We start from the raw sequence: 20767 nt of genomic DNA on the forward strand, positions 1-20767 counted from the left end.
CAAGTGGGAAACCGTTCTCAAAAATAAGGTTAGTCAATCAGGTGATTGAGGAAGTAAAGGTAGCGCTTTCTTTTTGCTTGAATTACTATGGTAACCGTTTCCTTAAACGAGAAGAGGGCCCCTTATTTAGGAGCCCTCTTCTTATTTAGGAGGATATGGTTTCTTACTTCTTTGCCTTAGGAGTAACCTGCTCTACCAAGGAAAGAAAATTAGCTTCTGGTTTGGTTTTGAAGTCGGCGTAAGCCTCCAATTGACGGTTGTTCAAGATGGTGAAAAGCTTGTTCTCAAACGCTTCATCAATCTCGCGCAAAGAAGACTCCAAGCTGGAATCGTCATTGGCGTATTTTCTCGTTACCTCGGCAGCCTTGGCCAGACGCTCCTGGTTTAGGTTGCGAACCTGAATGTACTCCACTTCATTTAACCCCATGGACTGAACCATTAATCTGCTGATGGAAACGGCTGTCTTCTCAACGGATTCATTCTGGGGTGCTACTTGCGCAGTGGCAGAGAAAGCCAGGGCAAATACAAAGCAAAGGGAAAGAGTAAAGTTTTTCATGGGTTGTGGAATTTGTAGGTAAGTAGAGATTTTTATGAGGTCTGTAATCTTAGGAATGTCTTACTTTGTTCTTTTGTAGGTTTTACGGTTAAGTGAAAACCATGTTTTAGCCAAAAGCCTGACGAAGGTCATTTATTAGATTATTTAAGCTATAAAGTTTTTAAAGTGCAATTCTGATTAAAGTAAGATAAGGCCCGGTTTTCTTCCTGATATATGAAAAGTATAGTTGCTGGTTTTGAGTTTTCAGAGCAGGCAATTATACCAGAGAACAAGGGGAGTAGTTGATTAGGTAGCCAAGGGATGATTGGCTAAAAGGATCATCAAAAACTGAATGCCTGGTTTGTCGAGATTCACCTCTTTAACTTCCCTTCACCAAGGGAAGCTGGTTGGTTTTGAACCTGATTTGCGCAAATGGCCGCAAAACGAAGAAGCCCGCTTTATGCCTCTTTTTCTAAAAAGAGGCATAAAGCGGGCTTCTTAATGATTAGGGTACTCTAGTAGATTACCAGAGCCATTCAGGGCACAGCATCCGGGATTTGTTGCGAAGCTTGATGCCTACAATCAACTCGTGACTACCAGCGCTGGCGGCGTTCAGGCCCGAGGTGGTCAGGTCATAGGAGTAGCCTACGTCCAGGATATGGTTTACGTTCATACCCGCCAGCGCCGCTACCGCATCGCCGTGGCGGTAAGACATGCCGGCCCAAATGCGGTTGGCATACGTGGCCTTGAAATTCACATCCACCGACAGCGGACTGGGGCTGGCCAGCTTCAGCATCACCGAAGGCTCCAGCGAGAAATCGTACCTGATTCTGATGCGGTACCCGCCTGTCAGGAAAAAGTGCGGCTGCAGCTTCTGCTCCGGATCATTGGCACCCTCGTTCTGGGAAGCAAATGAGTTGGTCAGGAGCTGGGCTGCCGAGGCACCCACGTAGAAGTAGTCTGAGTACACCCAGGTTCCCAGGCCCAGGTCAAAGTTGGTCCGGCCCATGGTGTTTGGCCTTACCGTAGGGTCGTTCTGGTTGATCAGGTGCAATTCGTTCCCGTTCAGACGGGTCTGGATCATTCCACCCGATAATCCTACCGACATGTTTACCTTCCGGGTGATAGGGTGGTGGTAGGCGTAAGTCAGGTTCAGGTTGGTCGTGCTCAGCGGTCCGGTTTTGTCTACCTGCGCCACCGCGCCAAACCCGTGGTGCGGCCGCGACTTGTGGTACTTGGTAGAGCGCGGGTTCTTGGACGGCAGTTTGGGAATAAACCCTTTGCCGGCTCCAGGCCCCACCGGGGCATTCCGGTCACTCATTCCGAAGGAAGAGTGGCCGCTGATGTAATACGTCACCGGGGCTCCGTCTACGCCCACCCACTGGCGGCGCGTACCCATGCGTACATCGGTGTAGCTTTCAATCCCAGACAAGGCCGGATTAAGCAGAAAGTTATTGAACAGGTACTGGCTGTACTGGGCTTTCTGCTGCGCCATGGCCGGAGCCAGGACACCCATGAATAGAACTATGATGGCAAGCTTTTTCATATCCGCTTACTTGATAATGGTTACGTTTCCGGTGATAGGGTTCTGTTTCTCACCCAAGCGGATGATGTAGTAGTAAGTGGCAGCCGGCAGCGGTTGTCCGTTCAGGCGTCCTTCCCACGGCTTGTCATAGCCTCTAGATTCAAAGACCTTGTTGCCCCAACGGTTGAAGACCTCCACCTGGCAATTCGGATAGCTCTTGAGGTTAGGTAGTTCCCAGTTATCGTTGATGCCGTCACCATTCGGGGTAAAGCCGTTGGGCACTTCCACTGGGCTCAACACTGTAATGGTCACCTGATCAGTGGAGGTACAGCCATCTTGGGTAGTTACCGTCACCGTGTAGGTGGTCGTCACAGTTGGCTTAGCCACCGGCGTCGCGATCTGGGCGTTGTTCAAGCCTGTGGCGGGTGACCATCTATAGGTTAACCCTCCTTTCGCCTCCAGCGTGGCGAAGTTCCCTAATACAATATTTTGGTCTGGACCAGCATCGGCCGTTGGGGCCGGTATATTCACCTGTACCGGGATTCTTACGCTGGCGCAGTTTTGGGTCACTGAACGCACGTAGAACGTAGTCGTTTCCTTCAGAATTGGGGTACTGAACGTTAAGCCTGAGCCTATCAGTCTTCCGCCTTCCGGCTTGTCAAACCATTCCACCACGGTAGCACCTGCGGCAGGAACCGCAGTTAAGGTAGCGGTGGTGCCGGCGCAAATGAACGCTTCCTGAACAGATGGTGGTTGCGGTGCGGTAACGGTTACCTGTACCACGTTACTCACATTGTCTGAACAACTTCCAGACACCACTTTTCTGCGGAACCAGGTAGTGCGCTGCAAAGTGCCCGGAGTGTAATTCTGTTCTGTGCTGGTGCCAAAGGCCGTTCCAAATCCAGCCGTTGGTCCGCTGGTGCTGCTTTCCCACACGTAGGCATAGGAGTTGCTTCCTCCGGCGGGGATAGTGCCTGTCAGGCGGGCAGGAACCGATCCGATGCAAACCGTTTGGTCTGTGGAGATCGTGTTTCTGGTCACTGCCGAGAATACCGTTACTTTCACGGCATTAGAGGTAGAGATTACACCACCAGAAGTCACTTTTCTCCGGAACCAAGTGGTTTGGGTAAGGGCTGGTGCGTTATAGTTTTTGCCGGAGGCGTTGCCAGTAGCAGTCACAAACCCTGAAGAAGCGCCTTTGGTGCTCATTTCCCACAAGTAACTGAAGGTGCCATCACCGCCAATGGGGTCGGTGCCGGATAAGGTCAAAGGAGCCGTGCCTGTACAGATGTTCTGGTCCTCGTAGATCGTATTCTCCGTGATGGCTGAGTTCACCGATACCTTCACCACGTTACTGATCACCTGGCATCCTCCAGATTCCACCACTCTCCGGAACCAGGTTGTCTGGCTTAAAGCACCCGAAGCATACGTCTTACCTGTTGCGCCTGCAATAACCGTAAACGATTGGCCATTCAAGCTGCTTTCCCACTGGTAGCGGTAAGTACCTGTGCCGCCAGTAGGCGAAGTGCCGGTAAAAGCCGCCGGTACGGTGTTGATGAAGATTACCTGGTTGTCCTGGATGAAGTTGTTGATGATGGACTCACTCACGGTCACCTTGATAGCTGCGCTAGTATGCGGCACACAGGTCCCTGATTTCACAACTCTGCGATACCATGTAGTCTGGTACAGCGTGCCTGGAGAGTAGTTTTCAGTCTGGCTTGCGCCAGGAAGGGTATAGAAAGAAACACCATCGGTGCTGCTTTGCCATTGATATGTATAGGCGCCGGTTCCACCAGTTGGCTGGGTACCGGTAAGGGTAGTGGTACCTGTGCCTGCGCAAACTTCCTGCGTACCAGAGAGTACGTTGTTGCCCACCGGGTCCTGAACCGTTACTACTACTGCTGTTCTAGGGCCAGCGCAGCCACCCACCGTAGCCTGTACATAATAGGTAGTAGTTTGGGTAAGGGAAGCCGTGGTATAAGATGGTCCTCTGAACAGAGCGGTACCTCCGGTTGAACCCGCAAACCATTCATAAGTAATGTCGGTAGCTGGATTCTTAACGCTGATGACCGCCTTTTCAGAATGGCAAACCGTGGCGGCAATTCCTTCAGGTGCAGTTGGAAGCGGTGTTACCGTTACCTTCACTTCTACCCTGGTAGGGGCTAAACAGCCGTTTGAGGTAAGGGCTTGGGCAAAGTAAGAAGTATTGGCTTGTAAAACCGGAGTAGTGAAGGTGTTGCCCTCGGCCAGCAGGTTGCCGCCGGTAGCCGCATCAAACCACTGGATTTTCTGTCCTGTAGAAGCCGGTGTGGCTGTTAAGGTAGCGGTTGCGTTCTGGCAGGTCACTACATCTTTGGTGATAGGCAGCGCCGGCAAAGGAAGCACGGTAACTTTCACCGCTGAGCTCACAATCTGGCAGCTTCCCGAGAAGGTAATTCTCCGGAACCAAGTAGTGGTGCGCAGAATCCCCGGAGCATAAGTGGTTTCTTCAAAAGCACCATTGGCAGAGATAAATCCGGCAGTGGCGCTGGTGATGCTTTTTTCCCACTTGTAGGTATAAGTGCCATTTCCACCGGTGGCAGCTGGTGCCTGGATAATAGGCGATGAAGAATTGTCACATACCGTTAGGTCTGCAGGCATGGTAACCGGGAGAAGGGCCGGTGTTACGTCCACTTTTAAGGCAGGTGAGTAATCCTCGCAAGGCCCCATGGTCACCTTGCGCCGGAACCAGGTAGGTTGGGTTAATGCGCCTGGCGCATAGTTCTGATTTGTGTTAGTGCCAGCGGCAGCTGTAAAATTTGTTCCATTCAGGCTGCTTTCCCAGGTATACACCGGTATTTCGTTTCCTCCTGTGGGATTTGACCCTGTGAGGGACGTAGGAATGCTGCCATGGCAGACGACCTGCTCCCCGGCAATGGTGTTATTGGAGATCACCGGCAATACGGTCACTTTCACCTCGGTACGTGCCTCTGAGCAGTTGCCAATGGCTCGGCTTTGCACAAAGTAAGAAGTGTTGGCCGTAAGGGCCGGAGTGGTGTACTGGTCACCGGTAAAGAACGGAGAGCCTCCGGCAGCACTGGTATACCATTCGTAAGGACCGCCCGGGGCTGTTGCTGTCAAAGTGGCGCTGCCGCCGCTACAGATGGTGGCATTAGCAACAGTTGGGGGAAAGGAGTTGGTGATAACAGATACTAGAACTGCTGGAGAAACCTGTGCACAGCCATCAATTATTACTTTCCGCCGGAACCATGTATTGGCAGAGATGCCCTCTGTCTGGTAAGATTGACCAGTGTTCGTGCCTGCCGCTACGGTAAAGCCTGCAGTTGCGCTAGTAGTACTGGATTCCCATAAGTAAGCAGGAGTGCCGCCGTTTCCGCCTGCTGGAGCGGAGCCGTTAATGGTAGTGGTTGCCCCAAAACAGATGTTCTCTAATGCTGGCACAACGGTATTATTGGTCACTACCGGTACAACCGTAATCTGCACAGGCTCAGAAACGCTGGTACAGCTTCCAGAGATGACTACGCGTCTAAACCAGGTTGTCTGGCTTAGTCCAGCTGAGGTGTAGGTAGCCGCATTGTTGGTACCTGTCGCCTTGGCAAAAGTATTGCCATCTGTGCTGCTTTCCCAAAGGAACGTATAGGTGCCAGATCCGCCGGTAAGAGTTTCACCCACCAGGGTAGCTGCGGTTTCTCCTACGCATAATGTCTGAGGGGCAGTTACTTTATTGCCGGCTATTGCTGATTGAACGGTTACTCTTACCGCTCTGCGGGTGGAAGAGAAACAGCCCTGGGCAGAAAGGGTAGCCGCGTAATAGGTAACGGTGCCGTTAATAGCTGGTGTGATGAAGGTGTTGCCAGTGGCCAGGGTATCGCCTCCAGTGGCAGTAGCATACCAATACACTTTACCACTGGCAGGTGGGGTAGCTTTTAGAGTAGCACTGCTTCCTGCGCAGGCGGTTACGTTGGGAGCGGAAGGAATTGCTGGTAATGGGGTTACCGTTACAATAACTGGGACACGTGTAGGGTTGGCGCATCCGCTGCTATTTAGGGCAGCCTCTACATAATACGTAGTGGTGGCTTTCAGAATCGGCGTAGTGAATGTGGCGCCTGTAGCCAGTGGAGTAGTAGCGGTGGCAGTGGCATACCAATTAAAGAATGGGGCATCTCCTTGGGCTTGTAGGGTGGCAGTACTGCCTAAACAGATAGTGGCTGGTGTAGCGGTGGGCGCAGAAGGAATATCGCGCACTTCCACAACTTTAATAATTGAGTCGCCTTGGCAGGTGGTGCTGGTACCCGACGGCGTTACTGCCAAGGTGATTTTGTAGGAGCCGTTCTGTTTGAATAGAATAGAAGGATTGGCGGAAGAAGCATTGGTGGAATTGGTGAACTCCCAACCGGTATTTGGCAAAATGGTCCAAAGTCTACGGTACCCGCTGGTATTGCCGCCTACATTGTTTCCGTTGAATCCTCCTTTGGTTTGGTCATTCAACGTCACCACTTGGTTTGCGCAGAAAGGACTTTCAGGAGTCATGCTGAAGGCCGGAATAGGTTTTGCCGAAATGATGATTCCGCTTACCTCTGCTTGTTTAGGGATACAACCATACGCTACCGCGTACATGGTGAAACCCTTGGGCTTGCCCTCAGATGATTTGGTGAAAGCGTGGGTGATGGTGGAAGGAAGGGTGGCTTGGGTGTAGCGAAGGGTGTCAGTGCCGTCATCAAACCAGATGGCGTAGGTGGTATTGGGAGCGTTGCCCTGGGTTCCGGTAATCCCGAAAGTAAAGGCCGCCGGAGCGCAGTCTGAGGTGTTGTTGGGGCTTTGGATACCAATCCCTGGCGTGCTGCCGTTGAACACCGAGTACGTTCTGCTGTCAGAGCAGCCGTTTTGGCTGGTGATGGTGAACTTCAGGTTGAAACTTCCCTGGGTTTTATAGGTGTGGCTGGCATTGGTGAACGAGGCCGGATACGTGTTGGAGGTGCCGTCTCCCCACTCAATGGTGTACTCTTTGTTTTTAGAGGAAGTGGTGGAGATGTTAGACACCGACAGATTGTATTCAATTGATCCGCCTACCGAGCTACACCGGGTGAAATTCTCCTCGTTGGCATCGGCCAGGGAGACATCTGGTTTGTCGGGGCAATTTTGGGCATAGGAGACAAAGCTCAGCAGGAACAGGAAGCCCAGTGAATAAAAGAACTTTTTTAAAGGCGCCATGGTGCCAGAAAAGAATAAAGTTGGTTAAGGAGTATTTAGGCCAGGCAAAAGCAGACCCAGGGCACCTACTGCCATGTGTTGTGTTTTGCGCTGAAAAGGGGTGATTACACCAATTGTGGTGAGGTCTGCCCGATCACGATCTGAGAAGGAGTCTTCTCTGGGAAACCAAAATTATTTTTCTGGTGGGGTTTGCTGTAGAAAGCAGAGGATTGTAAGAGATAGGGAGTGTATAGTTGTTTCATATATAGTATTTTTAAATTGTACTAAGCTGGTGTTTTTGTGTCGGGTTGTTCTTGTTTTTAAAAAGTATCTAGACTAAAAAAATCATGTTATATGCTAGGTTTATGGGGGTCTAACAAATTTGTTGTAACCTTTAGTTCAACTTTTGCGTCAAAGTTACATTTTTTGCATTCAATATTGTAATATAATTATTTTAACAAAATGATTGGAACTATTTAAGCCTTCGTTAATATTTCCTACATTAGACACGTTAATTGCAAAAAAGGAGAAGCGGGGAGGTGAGAAAAGGGAGGAATGGTATGATTCACAGTCTGAAAAAACCAGAAAAATCTTTCAACCGTAAATCTGGCAGGTTCAACCGGAAAAACAGGGTGCTCACCGAAATGCACTAGCAGAGCAGAAAATACCTGTTACCTTTGACACAGTTAAAACAACAAAGACAGTTTGTTGGTCACAACATAGAAGATATAAAGGGGCGGCGGAGCACTTCTGCATTGCAGAGGCGTCAAAAGTTCTGGTGCTTATTGGGGGATATGCTACAGATGCTGATGACATATGAGCCGCCTGCCCCTTCTTTTTTAGCCTCTTCTTCCTGACGGAAGGAGAGGCTTTTTTTATTTTATGCCTTTCCGGCCTCTCTCCTAATATTCCCTCTCGTTTACTTTCACTTGCATTTCAAATTTTAAAGCCTTAAACACCTTGGTGCTTTTAAGCCGCCAGGCATGTTGCAGCCTGATCTCCTCGGGTTTGTTCTCGGAAAGTGCATCGTTGAAATCAGCCATTGTGTTTTAAGGCTGTTTTTAGGAAACAAGCCAAAAACCATGCTTTGCTTCTACCTGCCTGGAGGGTTCTCCTTTATGTAGCCTATCGCCGGTAGTAATCTCTCCTGGTTTGAGCTGGAAGTTGGAAAGGTGTAACTCTTGGCAATTCCATTAAGTAGGCTGGGGAAAGTGGTCAGCAAGGGTACTGTGGCAGTAAGCCAGGCAATCGGGGTACGGATGCTTTTTTGTATCTTTGGGTAAATAAGAATCTGGATCCATCACATGAAGCAGCATATCACCGAAAACGAGAGAGAAGTCATCAAGCTCATCACCTTCTTCAAAAAACGGGGCGAGCGGTTGGCTGCGGAAGGCACCTTGACACAGGAGCACCAGGAGTTGAATGCCGCCTGTGAACGACTCACTGAGAAAATATACAGCCACGCCGATTTCAGGCAGCAGGTCATGGACAAGCACGAAACCCTCAAGGGCATCATTGAAGACCATGCCCAGTGCCCCACCTGCGGCAAAGCCGATCTTTTGAAGAAAACCAGCGTGGCCACCAACGAGTTGGGCTGGAAATCTAACCGGTACAAGTGCCGCCGCTGCAACATAGAGTTCACCTGGAATCGCCCCAACAACCCCTGGGACATGATCCCCTTCCTGGAGGTCTGCCTTCAGGAATTGGACGACAACATTGCCGCCCTCCAGGCTGAGGAGGAGCTGCGTGCCCGTGCCCAGGAAGCCCGTGACCACATGGCCATCAGTTTAGAGCAGCTCCGCTCCGCCATCCATTCGGCAGACACAGAGAAGCACCAGATGGAGGAACAGGACAAGGAGATGGCCCGCATGTTGCACGAGTTCAAAAAGTACCTCATGATTGAGAAAATCAAAATGGAGCCCTTCAGCGAGAACTAAAAGTCAGAGCCTTTTAAATAGAAGCCCGTTTCCAGGTTGTTTTCTGTAAAACAGCCTGGAAACGGGCTTCTTCATGAATTGGTAACAAACATTTTCAACTGGGTGCGTACAAATAACATAGTAGCTGCAGTGGCTGCTTTCTATATACAGACCCAACCTATGCCTATCCAAAACAACAACATCACCAATTCTGACGAGAGCAAACGCCTGCCAGATGAAAACCCCGATCCGGTAAAAGGAAGCAAGACGGAGGATGATCAGACCGCCAAGCCCGACCTGGGCGGCAGCCGCCTGCAGGCCATAGAGGCCGACTTCCTGGACCATGAGCCCGAAGGCCGTTTCTCAGAAGGGAACGTAGCCGCCGAGGATGAGGAAGACACCACCGAGCTGGACGGCAGCAACGCCAACAACCTGCGCACCAAATAGCGCAGAAGCAAAGGCGATCCGGTTTTAAGCCCCTTTTCTGAAAGCGGGCCTAAAACCGGATCGCCTTTCTTGTCGTTAAGATAACCTGTTTGTTACACCAAAAGTCTAACACCATGAACAGAAATCAGAGACCAGATGACCGCAGTCATCACCGTTCAGATAATCGGCGTGCCGATGAAGACCAATACCGCGGATCTTACCGCTTAGACGATGACCGCGACCGGGACTACGACCGCTTGGACCGCCGGAACAACTTCAACGACCGCGATATCAGCAATGATTACCGCAGCAGCCAGTACCAAGGCTCTAACGAGGACCGTCGCCGCGAAAGAGACCACGAGCTGCCCCGTGACTACGGTCGGGACCAAAACCGCCGCGGAGAGCGCTTCGATAACATGGGCGCCCACGAAGACAACAACGGGCTGGAGCACTCTACCCGCAACTTCGGGAACATGGGCAGCTACGGCGGAGCTCAAGGCTTCGGCTCTTCCAGAGGCGGATCGCACAACCAGAACTCAGGAGATGGTTCCCGCTGGAGCAGTGGCCACGGCCGCGAAGATGACCGCCACGTGAACCGCCAGGTCTACGGCGCCTACCGCGACCACAACAGCTTTGCCCCCGGCGAGCGCGAGCAGTACGATGGCTCCGGCCGTGCGGGTAGCCGCGGCGCAGACAACACCAGAGGCTGGGAACCAGCAGACCGGGCCGGCTCCAGAGGCGGCGTGCGGGACATCGGCACCAACGATACCTCGCGCCGGGGCGATGACAGCCGCTACGAGATCTATGACGATTCCCAATCACACTACAATCGCGGCGAGTATGAGCGCGGGCGGCAGCTGGGTTACATGAGCAGCGGCCACGACCGCAGAACCCAAGCCGAAGGCAGCGCGAACTTTGACTACAACAGACCCCGCCGGGAACACCACAACCAGCAGGGCGAAGGCAACAGAAGCGAGAACTACGGCAACATGGCCGGCTCCCTGAGCTGGGGCAATGACCGAGACTACCGCTCAGAAGAAGGCGAGCACCGGCGCTACGACCCAAGCAGCGGCCACGTGAGAGGCCAGGGCTCACAACCCCCTTCCCGCGAGGATTTCAGCTGGTAATTGGAAATACCTATAGAAACAAAGAGCGGCTGCCTAGTGGGCAGCCGCTCTTTGTTTCTATAGGTATGATAGCCGGAATTTTGTTTTACGTCTTCTTTTGGGAAAACCGGTCCAAAACAAAATGCCTGTTTTGTGTAGAGGCCAGGCACCGTTTTGTCTCTTACATTGCCTGATAATTTTTGAACTGTAGAGGCAATCCCTTGTGGTTGCCCTAGCGCATGCCACCGCAGTCTGGGTTGTTGGTGAAAACACCAACAATGGCAGTAATACCAAAGAAGGTGGTAAAATCATAAAAAACCAAGCATTCCGTCCCCCATTGAAGAGGGTAGGGGGATGACAAGGCCGCCCCAAAAACCGTTGACCTTTCTACAGGTTGGAGACTTCACTGATGCTCCTCATGCAAGGGCAACCACAATGGATTGCCCCTACTTTTTGCAAAACAGGCCAGAAACGGGATGCCTTAAAACGGAATCCTTCATAATCTACCGGAAAGCAGTGCGTTCTATGGGTGTAGCATCTACCTTTGCACCTGTAAATGTATTCCTATATGAAGACTTCACGGCTTCCGCTGTTTTTCCTGGCTTTGGGTTTGGCGTCCTGCGCGCCTTCGCCGGAAAAGAAGGTTGAGGTGCTGCAAACAGAGGTGCTGGCGCTCCATGACTCGGCCATGGCCAAAATGGGCGATCTTTATACCCGCCGCAAAGAACTTACCTACCTGAAAGACTCGGTGGTGGTGCAGGACACGCTGGCCCGCCGGAGCCTGACAAACGGTATCTCTGGGTTGGTGCGCGCCGATGAGCGCATGATGCAGTGGATGCATCAGTACAAGTCTCCGGAAGGAAAAGCGCCGGAAGAGGCAATGGTTTATCTGGAGCAGCAAAAAGTAAAAATAGAAGAGGTGCGCCGCGCCATTGCCCAAAGCCTCCGGTCCGCCGATTCCCTCAATTCCCTTTACAGAACTTCTAAATGAAAAATACCCTTTTAGCGCTTGGCTTAGGAGTAGTATTGGCCACCGCCTGTACCTCGGCTCCGGAGAACAAGCAATTGCCTATTCTGGGGCCGCGCGAGCCCAAGGTGACCACGGTAGACGGAAAGCCAACCGTGGATACCCTCTATCATTCCATCCCTGATTTCGCCTTCCTGGACCAAGACAGCCAGATGGTCACCCAGCAGACGGTAGCCAACAAGATCTACGTGGCAGACTTCTTTTTCACCTCGTGCCCGTCTATCTGTCCTAAAATGAAAAGCCAGCTTTTGCGGGTGTATGAAAAGTACAAAGACAACCCTAGGGTGACCTTGCTTTCGCATTCCATTGATCCTACTCATGATACCGTGGCCGTGCTGCGGGACTACGCCGATAGGCTGGGGGTGAAAAGCAATACCTGGCACTTCTTGACCGGCGACCGTGACACCATCTTAGATATGGCCCAAAAATACTACTTCACCAGCGCCATGGTGGACAAGACCGTACCCGGCGGATTTGAGCACAGCGGGGCCTTTTTGTTGGTAGACGAGCAGCGCCGCCTGCGTGGTCACTATGACGGAACCAATGCCGAGGACGTGGACAAACTGATGCGGGATATGGAAGTGCTACTCGCAGAAAAAAAGTAGCAGTATGGCCATCCGTGCGAAGTACCTGCTGATTTTCCTTTTCCTGGGTGTATTCCTTTCGGGCTGTTTTACGGAAAGGGGCCAGGAAGGAGCATTGCTCTATGGGCGGCACTGCGCCAGTTGCCACCTGGAGAACGGAGAAGGGTTGCGGGGAGTCATTCCTCCGCTGGTGAAGTCTGACTACGTGGAGAAGAACCGAGACATCTTGGCCTGCCTCCTCCGGAAAGGCATCACGGGGCCCATCATGGTGAACGGCCGGCAGTATAACCAGCCCATGCCGGGCAATGCGAAGCTATCAGAAGCCGACCTCACCAACATCATCAACTACATGCAGAAGGAATTCAAATCACCGGCCCGCCGGGTTTCTTTCGGGGAGATCAGAGAGCAGGTGAAGAACTGTCCTTAAAACCATAAGGCCCCTGAAAAGCAAAAGCGCAATTGGTTAAGAAACCAGTTGCGCTTTTTTGTTTTCGGGCAGAAAGGGAAGGCCTGCCTGCCTTAGGGATTAACGGCCAGTTGTTGTTCCGCCAGTGGTGCCCCCAGTAGTTCCTCCGGTTGTACCAGTGGTGCCGGCAGTAGTACCCGTAGTACCTGTGGTTCCAGTAGTACCCGTGGTGCCAGTAGTACCCGTGGTGCCAGTAGTACCCGTTGTTCCGGTGGTACCTGTGGTGCCCGTAGTACCGGTTGTACCAGTCATTCCGGTAGTGCCGCCGGTTGATCCGGTGGTACCTGTGGTGCCGGTAGTACCAGTGGTGCCGGTGGTGGTTCCAGTAGTAGTGCCCATGGTGTCTGAGCTCATGTCAGTGGTAGTGCTGGTACCATCATCCATGGTGTTGCTGTCTACTGTACTGTTGTCTGTGGTGGTGCCGTTTGCTTGGTCTTCTTTGTTTCCACCACTGCAGGAGGAGAAAGCCATCATGGCTACCAGAGCGCAAGCTGCACCCCAATTCAATGCGTTAATTTTCATAGCTAAGTGAAAGGTTAAGTTTGACTTTATTCACATGAATCTTCCTACGTGATTGCAATTTATTTAGTCTGGACTTAATGAAAATAATCTGAGAAATTGTAGAAAAATACGTATTTACCCGTACAAGGGCTTCGGTTAAAAACCCTGAAAAAAGAATGTCTCAGGTACGGCCTGGAAAAGATAGCAGGCCTTTACCGTAGAAGTTCTGGAGCTAAAATCTGCAAGACATGCCCAAAATGCCGTAGCTAAAAAAAATGGTATTATTTGGCAATGACGTTTAAAGCTAATAATTTTAGCTATGGAAAACGACGCTTCTAAAGAGAGGAAAGAGGGAAGGCCTTTTCAGGACCAGAGCCTAAGGAAGGGAAGAGGTGCCCAATACAACCCCACCTATCCGTTCCTTAAAAATGATTACGTGGTGGAGCACCTAGAGGGAATTGATGAGCCTTGGGAGCAGAAAGCCGCTACCCAGTTTTTCAAGGAATTTCCTAAAACCATTGTAAACGAGATCAACTCTCCAGACCTGGGGCAGGGCTATTCCATGAACCCATACCAGGGATGCGAGCACGGATGCATCTACTGCTACGCCCGCAATACGCATGCCTATTGGGGCCTGGGAGCCGGAGTGGATTTTGAACAAAAGATCATTGTAAAGGAGAATGCCCCCGAAGTGCTGCGGGCCCAGTTGGAGCATCCGAAGTGGGTGGTGAAACCCATTATGCTGGCGGGCAATACAGACTGCTACCAACCCATTGAAGCCAAAAAGAAAATCACGTGGCGCTTGCTGGAAGTACTGCTGCAGTACCGTCACCCGGTGAGTTTGATCACTAAAAACGCTCTGGTCTTACGCGACCTTGACCTACTCACCGAGTTGCACCGGCACCGGCTGTTGCACCTCAATATCTCCATCACAACCTTAGACGAAGAACTGCGCCTGAAAATGGAGCCGCGTACCTCCACTGGGGCCAAACGCCTGCAGGTGGTACGGCAATTGTCTGAGGCGGGCCTGCCAGTAAACGTGATGGTAGCACCCATTATTCCAGGGTTGAACGACCATGAGGTGCCCGCTATTTTGGAAGCCTCGGCGGCGGCCGGTGCGCTGTCGGCGGCTTATACCATCGTGCGTCTGAACGGAGCCGTGGGTGAAACCTTTGAGGATTGGATCCATAAAGCCTACCCAGACCGGGCCAACAAAGTCTTGAACCAGATCAAAGCCTGCCACGGCGGTACCCTCAACGACAGCCAATTTGGGAGGCGAATGGCAGGGGAGGGGAGATGGGCCGAGACCATTCAATCGCTTTTCAAGGTCACCAAACACAAGTATTTCCAAGGCCGGGCCATGCCGCCCTATGACTTCACCGCCTTCACGCCGCGCACTGGTAAACAGCTTTCCATCTTCTAAGTGAAGTCTTGGCAGAAGATTCCTTCGTCTTCTTGTCAGGCCAGGCATTGACCTGTTTTTAGGCTGAAGCTTTGGTTTTAAAGAAGGTGGTTAACTCGCTGATTTTAATTAGTGAAGCTTGGGTGCTGTGACAGCCTGTCAGTCTATGAATTTGGTTAAAGTGTGATGATGGAATTGTAGTACGTGCGTTTTGACAATCTAGAGAAGCAAGGTTTGCCCTACGCCGAATTAAGTCTTTTAGAGAAGGTAAGCCGTAAAACCAACTGCAGCGGAATTCAAAGGAATCAAAGGCCCGGAACCAGCGTTCCACGGTTAATGAGAAGCAGAATGTGAGGACGGATAATGGGTTTTCATCCAGAAGATTAAGTTGGCTTATTTGTATTTTGGGTTTAATAGGCCAAAAGGAAACCAGCTGGAAATAAATCTGGAGGCAGAAAAGATATTTCATGCTATTACGTTAACTTAAAGAAGTGAGTTGCCGGGTAAGGGCACCAGTCGTGTTCTCCTTTGCTTCTTTATGAATATAACTTTTTCTAAAAAGAGAGGGTCTTTGTATCTTTAGCCATGGGGAATACCCTTACGCAAGCAAGCACTGTGGCTGGAAGGAGGATCAAACGAAGTTTCTTGTTTAAACTCATTGTGTTTTTAAACATAGGGGCAGCGGTGTTGTTGATTCTCTCCCATGTGGCCTCCTATGTTAGCCCCAGTATTTTCTGGGTGGCTAGCCTTGTGGCCTTGGCGTACCCAGGGTTGCTGCTGGTGAACCTGCTCTTTATCCTGTACTGGCTCCTGGTCAAAAGCCGGGCCTTGTTCATTTCCCTCTTCGCGGTGCTGGTTGGTTTTGACAATCTGCAGAACCAAATCCAACTGAACCTGTTCCAGACCGAGGTGCCGGCTAATGCCCAGAAGCTACGGGTGCTTAGTTTCAATGCCCGTCTGTTCGACCTCTACGAATGGACCGGCAACCCCCTCACCCGGCACAAGATTTTCAAGATGGTGCAGGACGAGACCCCTGATATTATCTGCTTTCAGGAGTTCTATACCTCGTCTAAATCCGGCCGAAACAACCTGGATACCTTGCTGCGTTTACAAAAGGCCACCAACCACCACGTCGCCTATACCGAGACCCTCCGTAACAGCGACCACTGGGGCATTGCTACCTTCAGTACCTACCCGGTGGTGAACAAGGGCAACATCCTTTTCCATGAGCAAACAAACAACCTCTGCATCTTCACAGACCTGAAGGTGGGCCAGGATACGGTGCGGGTGTACAACGTCCATTTCCAGTCTAACCGGTTCAAGCGGGAAGACTATGAGTTCCTGGGCAACCCCAACGCCAAGCCCTCCAACGACGAGAAAATCACAGCCTCCCGCAACATCATCCGGCGCCTGCAGGTAGGGGCCGTAAAGCGCGCGCGCCAGGTCAAAGTAGTCGCGGACCATATCGAAAGCTCGCCTTACCCGGTGATTGTTTGCGGAGATTTCAATGATCCGCCGGCCTCGTTCACGTATAATAAAATTAGCAAAGGCCTGCAAGATTCCTTCGGGGAAAGCGGCTGGGGCTTGGGCAACACCTACAATGGACTCTTCTCCATCCTGCGCATTGACTACCTCCTGCATGACCCTCGTATGGTGGGCTCCGGCTATAAAACCATCCGCCAGAACCTCTCCGATCACTATGCCATTGTGAGTGATTTATGGCTGAAACCAGCGGGCGCTGGTCGCAAAGAATAGTATATTCTCGGGACGCTGCTCCCTTTCTGATTTAAGGCTGTTTTGTAGAAATCGCTGGTGAAACAAGCAAGGTTCTTTTCTGCTGCTTCTTGTGGAATAGTTCGTTTTCAAGGTAGGTGGGAGCGAAAGGAAGTTTACTTTTTCTTGTTTTCCTTCTTTGTTTTTGCTGGTTGGTTGAAGATGAGCTTGCCTTTTTGTTTGGTCTTAATCAATCCTTAAACTGTTCTTCTTGTTGGTTGAAGTAGGTTGCCGTTTTGTATATAGTAAGTTATATAGTAAGGCGTGTCGGTGCACATGTCCCCCTTTGAAGGGGGGAGTGGGATGACGACGATTGCTGATTCTCCCTCTTCCTCTCCCTTTCCTGGTTCAAGTCTGTGACTTGGACCTACCATGGTCTGCAGTTTGCAACTGCAGTGAGGCGCTAGCCTCAAAACCACTTTGGAGATAGTGACTTTCTTTCTTCTGCCTTTACTTACTAATCCTTTCCTTACAACCTTCTGGTTGCAGTCGCAGCCTGCGGGCGTTTGTCACTTTTCTCCTTGATGAGAAAAGTAACCAAAAGAATCAAGAAGCCTCAAACTCGCTGACGCTCGGACAGTGAGGCTTCAATCCGGTACCACCCCGCTGCCGTCCTATATTGCATCGTTAACGCAGGCCACTGTCATTTGCACGGCCACTGCTTACGGCAGGCCGTGTCTCGGCCTCACTGTAGGCCTTCGCCCCGGCCCGCCGCAGGAGATAGATGAATGTGGGTTATTGTGGAGTATGTAGCTGGCTTGGGCGATGTCTTTCAGCAGTACCTGTGAGGACAATCAAAAGAAGTGCGCCTACTTTATCTCTCCATTCTCCAGCCAGCGAGGCACCTGATTTAAATATGAAGGAGCTGATTTGAGGCTGTTTTTAATGAAACAGGCTTAAATCAGCTCCTCCTTGTATGCTTACCTTGTCTTGGGTTTGAGCCTAAGGCAAAGATTGAAGCGGGCTGTTTTCTTACAAGGCGTGTTTTTCGTTTTCGCTTACGTTGGAGAGGGTCCATTCTACGCGGCCTACGAAGGCGTGCTCGCGTACGTGGCAGTCTGACTTGGTGCAGAGGCGGCAACTGGCGGGCGGGAGGCAGGGGTCCAGGTGGACGAAGAGTTCTACCACATCGCCCATTTCCTCGGAGATCATGTCCTGGAGCATCTCCACCTCTTTGTGGGCTTCCTGCAAGTTGAAGTACCAGGGCAGGGTGAGGTGGCAGTCTATGTGCAGTTGGCTGCCGTACTTGATCACCCGCATGTTGTGGAGGTCAATCCAGTTCTCGCGGCGGCGCTGGTTCAGGACCACGATAATGCGTTCCATGAGCTCGTGGTCGGCCTCGTCCATGACCCCGGAGATGGAATTGCGCACAATGCCGTAGCCGGTGTAGGTGATAATGGACCCAAAAATAATGGCCACCACCGAGTCTAGCCACAGAATGTTGGTGAAGTAGATGCAACCCAGACCAATGACCAGCCCTAGGCTGGAGTAAGCGTCTGAGAGCAGGTGCTTGCCGTTGGCAATGATGGTGAGGGAGTGGTGCTGCGTGCCGCGCTTGATCAGGTAGCGGCCAGCCAGGTAATTGACCAGACCGGTTACCAGCGTCAGGAAGATCCCCACGTCCATGGCGTGGATGGGTTGCGGGTACAGGAGGTTGTAGACAGACTTGACAATAATGGCCAGGCCCGCCAGCGTAATGAGCGACCCTTCCAGCCCCGAGGAAATGAATTCTATCTTGCCATGCCCATAGGGGTGGTCTTTGTCTTTGGGTTTGGCTGCCAGGTAGACACTGTACAAAGCCACGCCGCCGGTCACAAAGTTGATGATAGACTCCAGGGCATCGGTTAAGATGGCGTTGGAGTTGGTGAGGAAAAAGGCCCCGAACTTAACGCTGAGCAGTATCAGGGCCAGCACCAGCATAAGGGCCATGATACGGGTAGAAGAAACCGCCGGTGAAGTGGAGGGCATAGGGCTTTGGGTTAAAAAAAACTTTTGCCTTACAAACGAGAAGGGCGGCAAAAGGGGGTGCAAAAGTACGGCTTTTTTTAACCCGCCGGCAAGTACCGGACAAGAAGAAATATGGTAAACCTGGGAGGGTTCGCTACAAGGAAGAGGGGCAGGTGTTGCCCGGTAGGTAAGGCTTAACTAAACAGGAAAGACAAAAGCCAGGAAACAAAGGAGGCAAGCAGACCCAAAAAGAAAAACAGGAACCCCAGTATTGGATGCATTTTGGTAGGCGTTAAGTTGAGTAAAGATAAAAATTTAAAATAAATGCAGCAAATGTAAAATTCTTGCAACAAATACCTTAGATACTTCATATAAGTACTATTGTAAGAACAAGTTCAATAGCATAATTTCGCTGTTTGTACATGAATTTACTTTTACTTCTTGACGAGATCTTATGAACTCTTCTGTTAAAAAAGTCGTGGTAGGCAAACCCATAGAGAAGATATTGAAGAACAGCCAATTGTTACCCGTTGACAACGGCAGTATCAGTGACTCCTTAGCCAGATTGCAGGATCTGCGTCAAAAGTATATCCAAACGCAGGGATCAGGCAAAAACGTGCTGCGGTTACCCGAGTTGAAGAAGTAACTCTTCCCATACCCCAACTATTTCTGTTCATAAAAGCTCAGGCTTTGCTTTCAAACGGCAAAGCCTTTTCTGTTTCAGGGTGCTTCTGTGCGAAAGTGGGTCCTGTAAGAGTGGAATCCTGCTTTGGCCTTGTTTTAGCTAAAATGGCCTCTAAACAGAAGGTGTTTGCCAGGTGCGTCTTGCCGGGTAAGGGTTTATCCGAATTTAGTGAATCAGAAAGAGACTAGCCCTATTCCTGTTTAAGGTAGAAAAGATAGGCTTAATCATGGCGGTGGTGTGTTGAAAAAATTAGGAAGGCCGATGTTCTAAATAGAAACGGGCACTTCCGTTTTGGGGCTCCTTTAGAGGAAATTGCCCCAAAACGGAAGTGCCCGTTCTGCTTTTGGTACTGATGCTGTTAGTCTATGAGTCCTTCCTGAATGGCGTACTTGATCAACGTAGCGGTATTGCGCGCTTTGGTTTTCTCAATCAGGTGTTGGCGGTGAGACTCAATGGTACGCTTGCTGGCGAAGAGTTTATCGGCGATCTCGGCGTTGGTGTACCCTTCGGCAATAAGTTTAAGAACTTCCATCTCGCGTTTGGAGAGCTCTGGGTTGTTCTTTGATTTGGTGCTAAGGGAAGTGCCCTCTGGGTTGTTGGCTTTATTCAGAAGGTTAAGGGCCACCTCAGAAGAAATGAAGGAGTTGTCATTGGCCACGGTTTTGATGGCGTGTACCAACTCATCTCTACCGGCCGTTTTCAAGACGTAACCCATGGCGCCAGACGACCGCACTTTGTGTACGTAGCTTTCCTGGTCCAGCATGGTCAGGATCAAAACCTTTATGTCAGGGTGCTTTTGCTGCAGGTGCTGTAAGGTTTCAAAACCATCCATCACGGGCATGTTCAAGTCTAACATAATCACGTCTGGGGTGGTAGTTTCCAGAAGGTCCAAAAGTTGCTGTCCGTTCTCTGCCTCTCCAACTATTTGAATAGTTCTTTCAGATTTAAGTAAAGACTTCAACCCGTCTCTGATCAGCGTATGATCATCTACTAGAATTACTTTTATCATCACCGGTTTAGTGTTATTTGACTGAGGGGTTAAATAAATCAAGAATTTCTATTTTAAGCTAATTTAAGCGGAGTTCCTTTGATAAAATATATGATATTTAGTATTAATACGGAGATGCCGATGTTTAGTCTCTGCTCCCCTGCAATTAACAGTATTAATGATGAAATATCAGTATAAATACGTATTTGAAAAATAGGGTATTATTGACGTTTTATTGCAAAATACACCAGCCTATATTTGCTTAGTTCTTGCCTATAAATGTATCTCGCATGTAGTTAGCTGGTTACCTAAGCCAATGGAAATCTATACCCAAATGACGAACGCAGGATTGTTGGTTTCCATGAAAGGGGCGCTAGACGGGCTTTCTGAGGAGAAAATAAAGAACCAACTGAAGGTAGTGCTGCAGCAGAATAGGAAATTTTTGTTTCTGGATTTCGCGGGCGTGACCGATGTAACCCCCGCCGGATTACGCAACCTGCTGCCCTATGTGCAACAGGTGCAACAACAGAAGAAAGAGCTTATTCTCTATAACCTGAAAGACAATATTCATGGTCTGGTAAAGTCCTCCGGATTTGATTCTCTGGTGAAAGTAGTTGATTCTTTGGATACTGCAATTAAGTATGTTCGAGCCAAGAATTTAACCTAAAATTTACCTTTAATTAATATGGATTATTA

Annotated in this window: 18 protein-coding genes; 10 read left to right on the plus strand and 8 right to left on the minus strand. The window is 50.4% G+C overall.

Annotation, left to right across the window (positions count from 1 at the left end; genetic code table 11):
- Window positions 1-163: 163 nt before the first annotated feature.
- From FOA19_RS21030 to FOA19_RS23605, 5 genes are all read right to left on the minus strand, one after another.
- Window positions 164-556 (minus strand): hypothetical protein, encoded by a 393-nt coding sequence (locus FOA19_RS21030; protein WP_149092803.1) that lies wholly within the window; start codon window positions 554-556, stop codon window positions 164-166.
- A gap of 502 nt (window positions 557-1058) precedes the next feature.
- On the minus strand, window positions 1059-2081 hold the full coding sequence (locus tag FOA19_RS21035) for a PorP/SprF family type IX secretion system membrane protein (RefSeq protein WP_149092804.1): 1023 nt from the start codon (window positions 2079-2081) through the stop codon (window positions 1059-1061).
- Window positions 2082-2087: 6 nt separating this feature from the next.
- Entirely contained in the window at window positions 2088-7271 is a 5184-nt protein-coding gene (locus tag FOA19_RS21040; protein ID WP_149092805.1) for a gliding motility-associated C-terminal domain-containing protein, read from the minus strand.
- Between the two features lie 104 nt (window positions 7272-7375).
- Window positions 7376-7513 (minus strand): hypothetical protein, encoded by a 138-nt coding sequence (locus FOA19_RS23455; RefSeq protein WP_190300499.1) that lies wholly within the window; start codon window positions 7511-7513, stop codon window positions 7376-7378.
- 639 nt (window positions 7514-8152) lie between these two features.
- Window positions 8153-8293 carry a hypothetical protein gene (locus FOA19_RS23605; RefSeq protein ID WP_223809006.1) on the minus strand — a complete coding sequence of 47 codons (141 nt, stop codon included), beginning with the start codon at window positions 8291-8293 and terminating at the stop codon, window positions 8153-8155.
- 261 nt (window positions 8294-8554) lie between these two features.
- Here FOA19_RS23605 and FOA19_RS21045 point away from each other — a divergent pair, with 261 nt between their 5' ends.
- The 6 genes from FOA19_RS21045 to FOA19_RS21070 all read left to right on the plus strand — a co-directional run bounded on the left by FOA19_RS21045 (window position 8555) and on the right by FOA19_RS21070 (window position 12736).
- Entirely contained in the window at window positions 8555-9187 is a 633-nt protein-coding gene (locus FOA19_RS21045) for a hypothetical protein (RefSeq protein WP_149092806.1), read from the plus strand.
- Between the two features lie 159 nt (window positions 9188-9346).
- On the plus strand, window positions 9347-9613 hold the full coding sequence (locus FOA19_RS21050; RefSeq protein WP_149092807.1) for a hypothetical protein: 267 nt from the start codon (window positions 9347-9349) through the stop codon (window positions 9611-9613).
- A gap of 113 nt (window positions 9614-9726) precedes the next feature.
- Window positions 9727-10719 carry a hypothetical protein gene (locus tag FOA19_RS21055; RefSeq protein ID WP_149092808.1) on the plus strand — a complete coding sequence of 331 codons (993 nt, stop codon included), beginning with the start codon at window positions 9727-9729 and terminating at the stop codon, window positions 10717-10719.
- A gap of 547 nt (window positions 10720-11266) precedes the next feature.
- Window positions 11267-11689, plus strand: a complete 423-nt coding sequence (locus tag FOA19_RS21060; RefSeq protein WP_149092809.1) for a hypothetical protein — start codon at window positions 11267-11269, stop codon at window positions 11687-11689.
- Complete coding sequence (locus FOA19_RS21065) at window positions 11686-12330, plus strand: SCO family protein (protein ID WP_149092810.1); 645 nt, start codon at window positions 11686-11688, stop codon at window positions 12328-12330. Before FOA19_RS21060 ends, FOA19_RS21065 begins: the two co-directional genes overlap by 4 nt.
- Before the next feature lie 4 nt (window positions 12331-12334).
- A complete protein-coding gene (locus tag FOA19_RS21070) occupies window positions 12335-12736 on the plus strand; it encodes a c-type cytochrome (RefSeq protein WP_149092811.1) in 402 nt (133 codons plus the stop codon).
- Window positions 12737-12835: 99 nt separating this feature from the next.
- Here the strand turns inward: FOA19_RS21070 and FOA19_RS23460 are convergent, their stop codons facing one another.
- A complete protein-coding gene (locus FOA19_RS23460; RefSeq protein WP_190300500.1) occupies window positions 12836-13297 on the minus strand; it encodes a hypothetical protein in 462 nt (153 codons plus the stop codon).
- A 298-nt stretch (window positions 13298-13595) separates the two neighbouring features.
- Between FOA19_RS23460 and FOA19_RS21080 the strand changes: the two genes are divergently transcribed.
- Together FOA19_RS21080 and FOA19_RS21085 are read left to right on the plus strand one after the other, a co-directional pair.
- On the plus strand, window positions 13596-14699 hold the full coding sequence (locus FOA19_RS21080) for a PA0069 family radical SAM protein (protein ID WP_149092812.1): 1104 nt from the start codon (window positions 13596-13598) through the stop codon (window positions 14697-14699).
- A 639-nt stretch (window positions 14700-15338) separates the two neighbouring features.
- Entirely contained in the window at window positions 15339-16433 is a 1095-nt protein-coding gene (locus tag FOA19_RS21085) for an endonuclease/exonuclease/phosphatase family protein (RefSeq protein WP_190300501.1), read from the plus strand.
- A 990-nt stretch (window positions 16434-17423) separates the two neighbouring features.
- Here the strand turns inward: FOA19_RS21085 and FOA19_RS21090 are convergent.
- Window positions 17424-18419, minus strand: coding sequence for a cation diffusion facilitator family transporter (locus tag FOA19_RS21090; RefSeq protein ID WP_190300502.1), 996 nt, complete (start codon window positions 18417-18419; stop codon window positions 17424-17426).
- Window positions 18420-18852: 433 nt separating this feature from the next.
- Here FOA19_RS21090 and FOA19_RS21095 point away from each other — a divergent pair, with 433 nt between their 5' ends.
- Window positions 18853-19044: a hypothetical protein gene (locus tag FOA19_RS21095; protein ID WP_149092814.1), complete on the plus strand. Its 192-nt coding sequence runs from the start codon at window positions 18853-18855 to the stop codon at window positions 19042-19044.
- Between the two features lie 397 nt (window positions 19045-19441).
- Here FOA19_RS21095 and FOA19_RS21100 read toward each other — a convergent pair whose 3' ends face one another.
- On the minus strand, window positions 19442-20092 hold the full coding sequence (locus tag FOA19_RS21100; RefSeq protein WP_149092815.1) for a response regulator: 651 nt from the start codon (window positions 20090-20092) through the stop codon (window positions 19442-19444).
- Between the two features lie 295 nt (window positions 20093-20387).
- Here FOA19_RS21100 and FOA19_RS21105 point away from each other — a divergent pair, with 295 nt between their 5' ends.
- A complete protein-coding gene (locus FOA19_RS21105; RefSeq protein WP_149092816.1) occupies window positions 20388-20738 on the plus strand; it encodes an STAS domain-containing protein in 351 nt (116 codons plus the stop codon).
- Window positions 20739-20767 lie beyond the last annotated feature (29 nt).

Origin of the sequence: Rufibacter hautae (assembly GCF_008271695.1) — a bacterium.
Taxonomy (GTDB): Bacteria; Bacteroidota; Bacteroidia; order Cytophagales; family Hymenobacteraceae; genus Nibribacter; species Nibribacter hautae.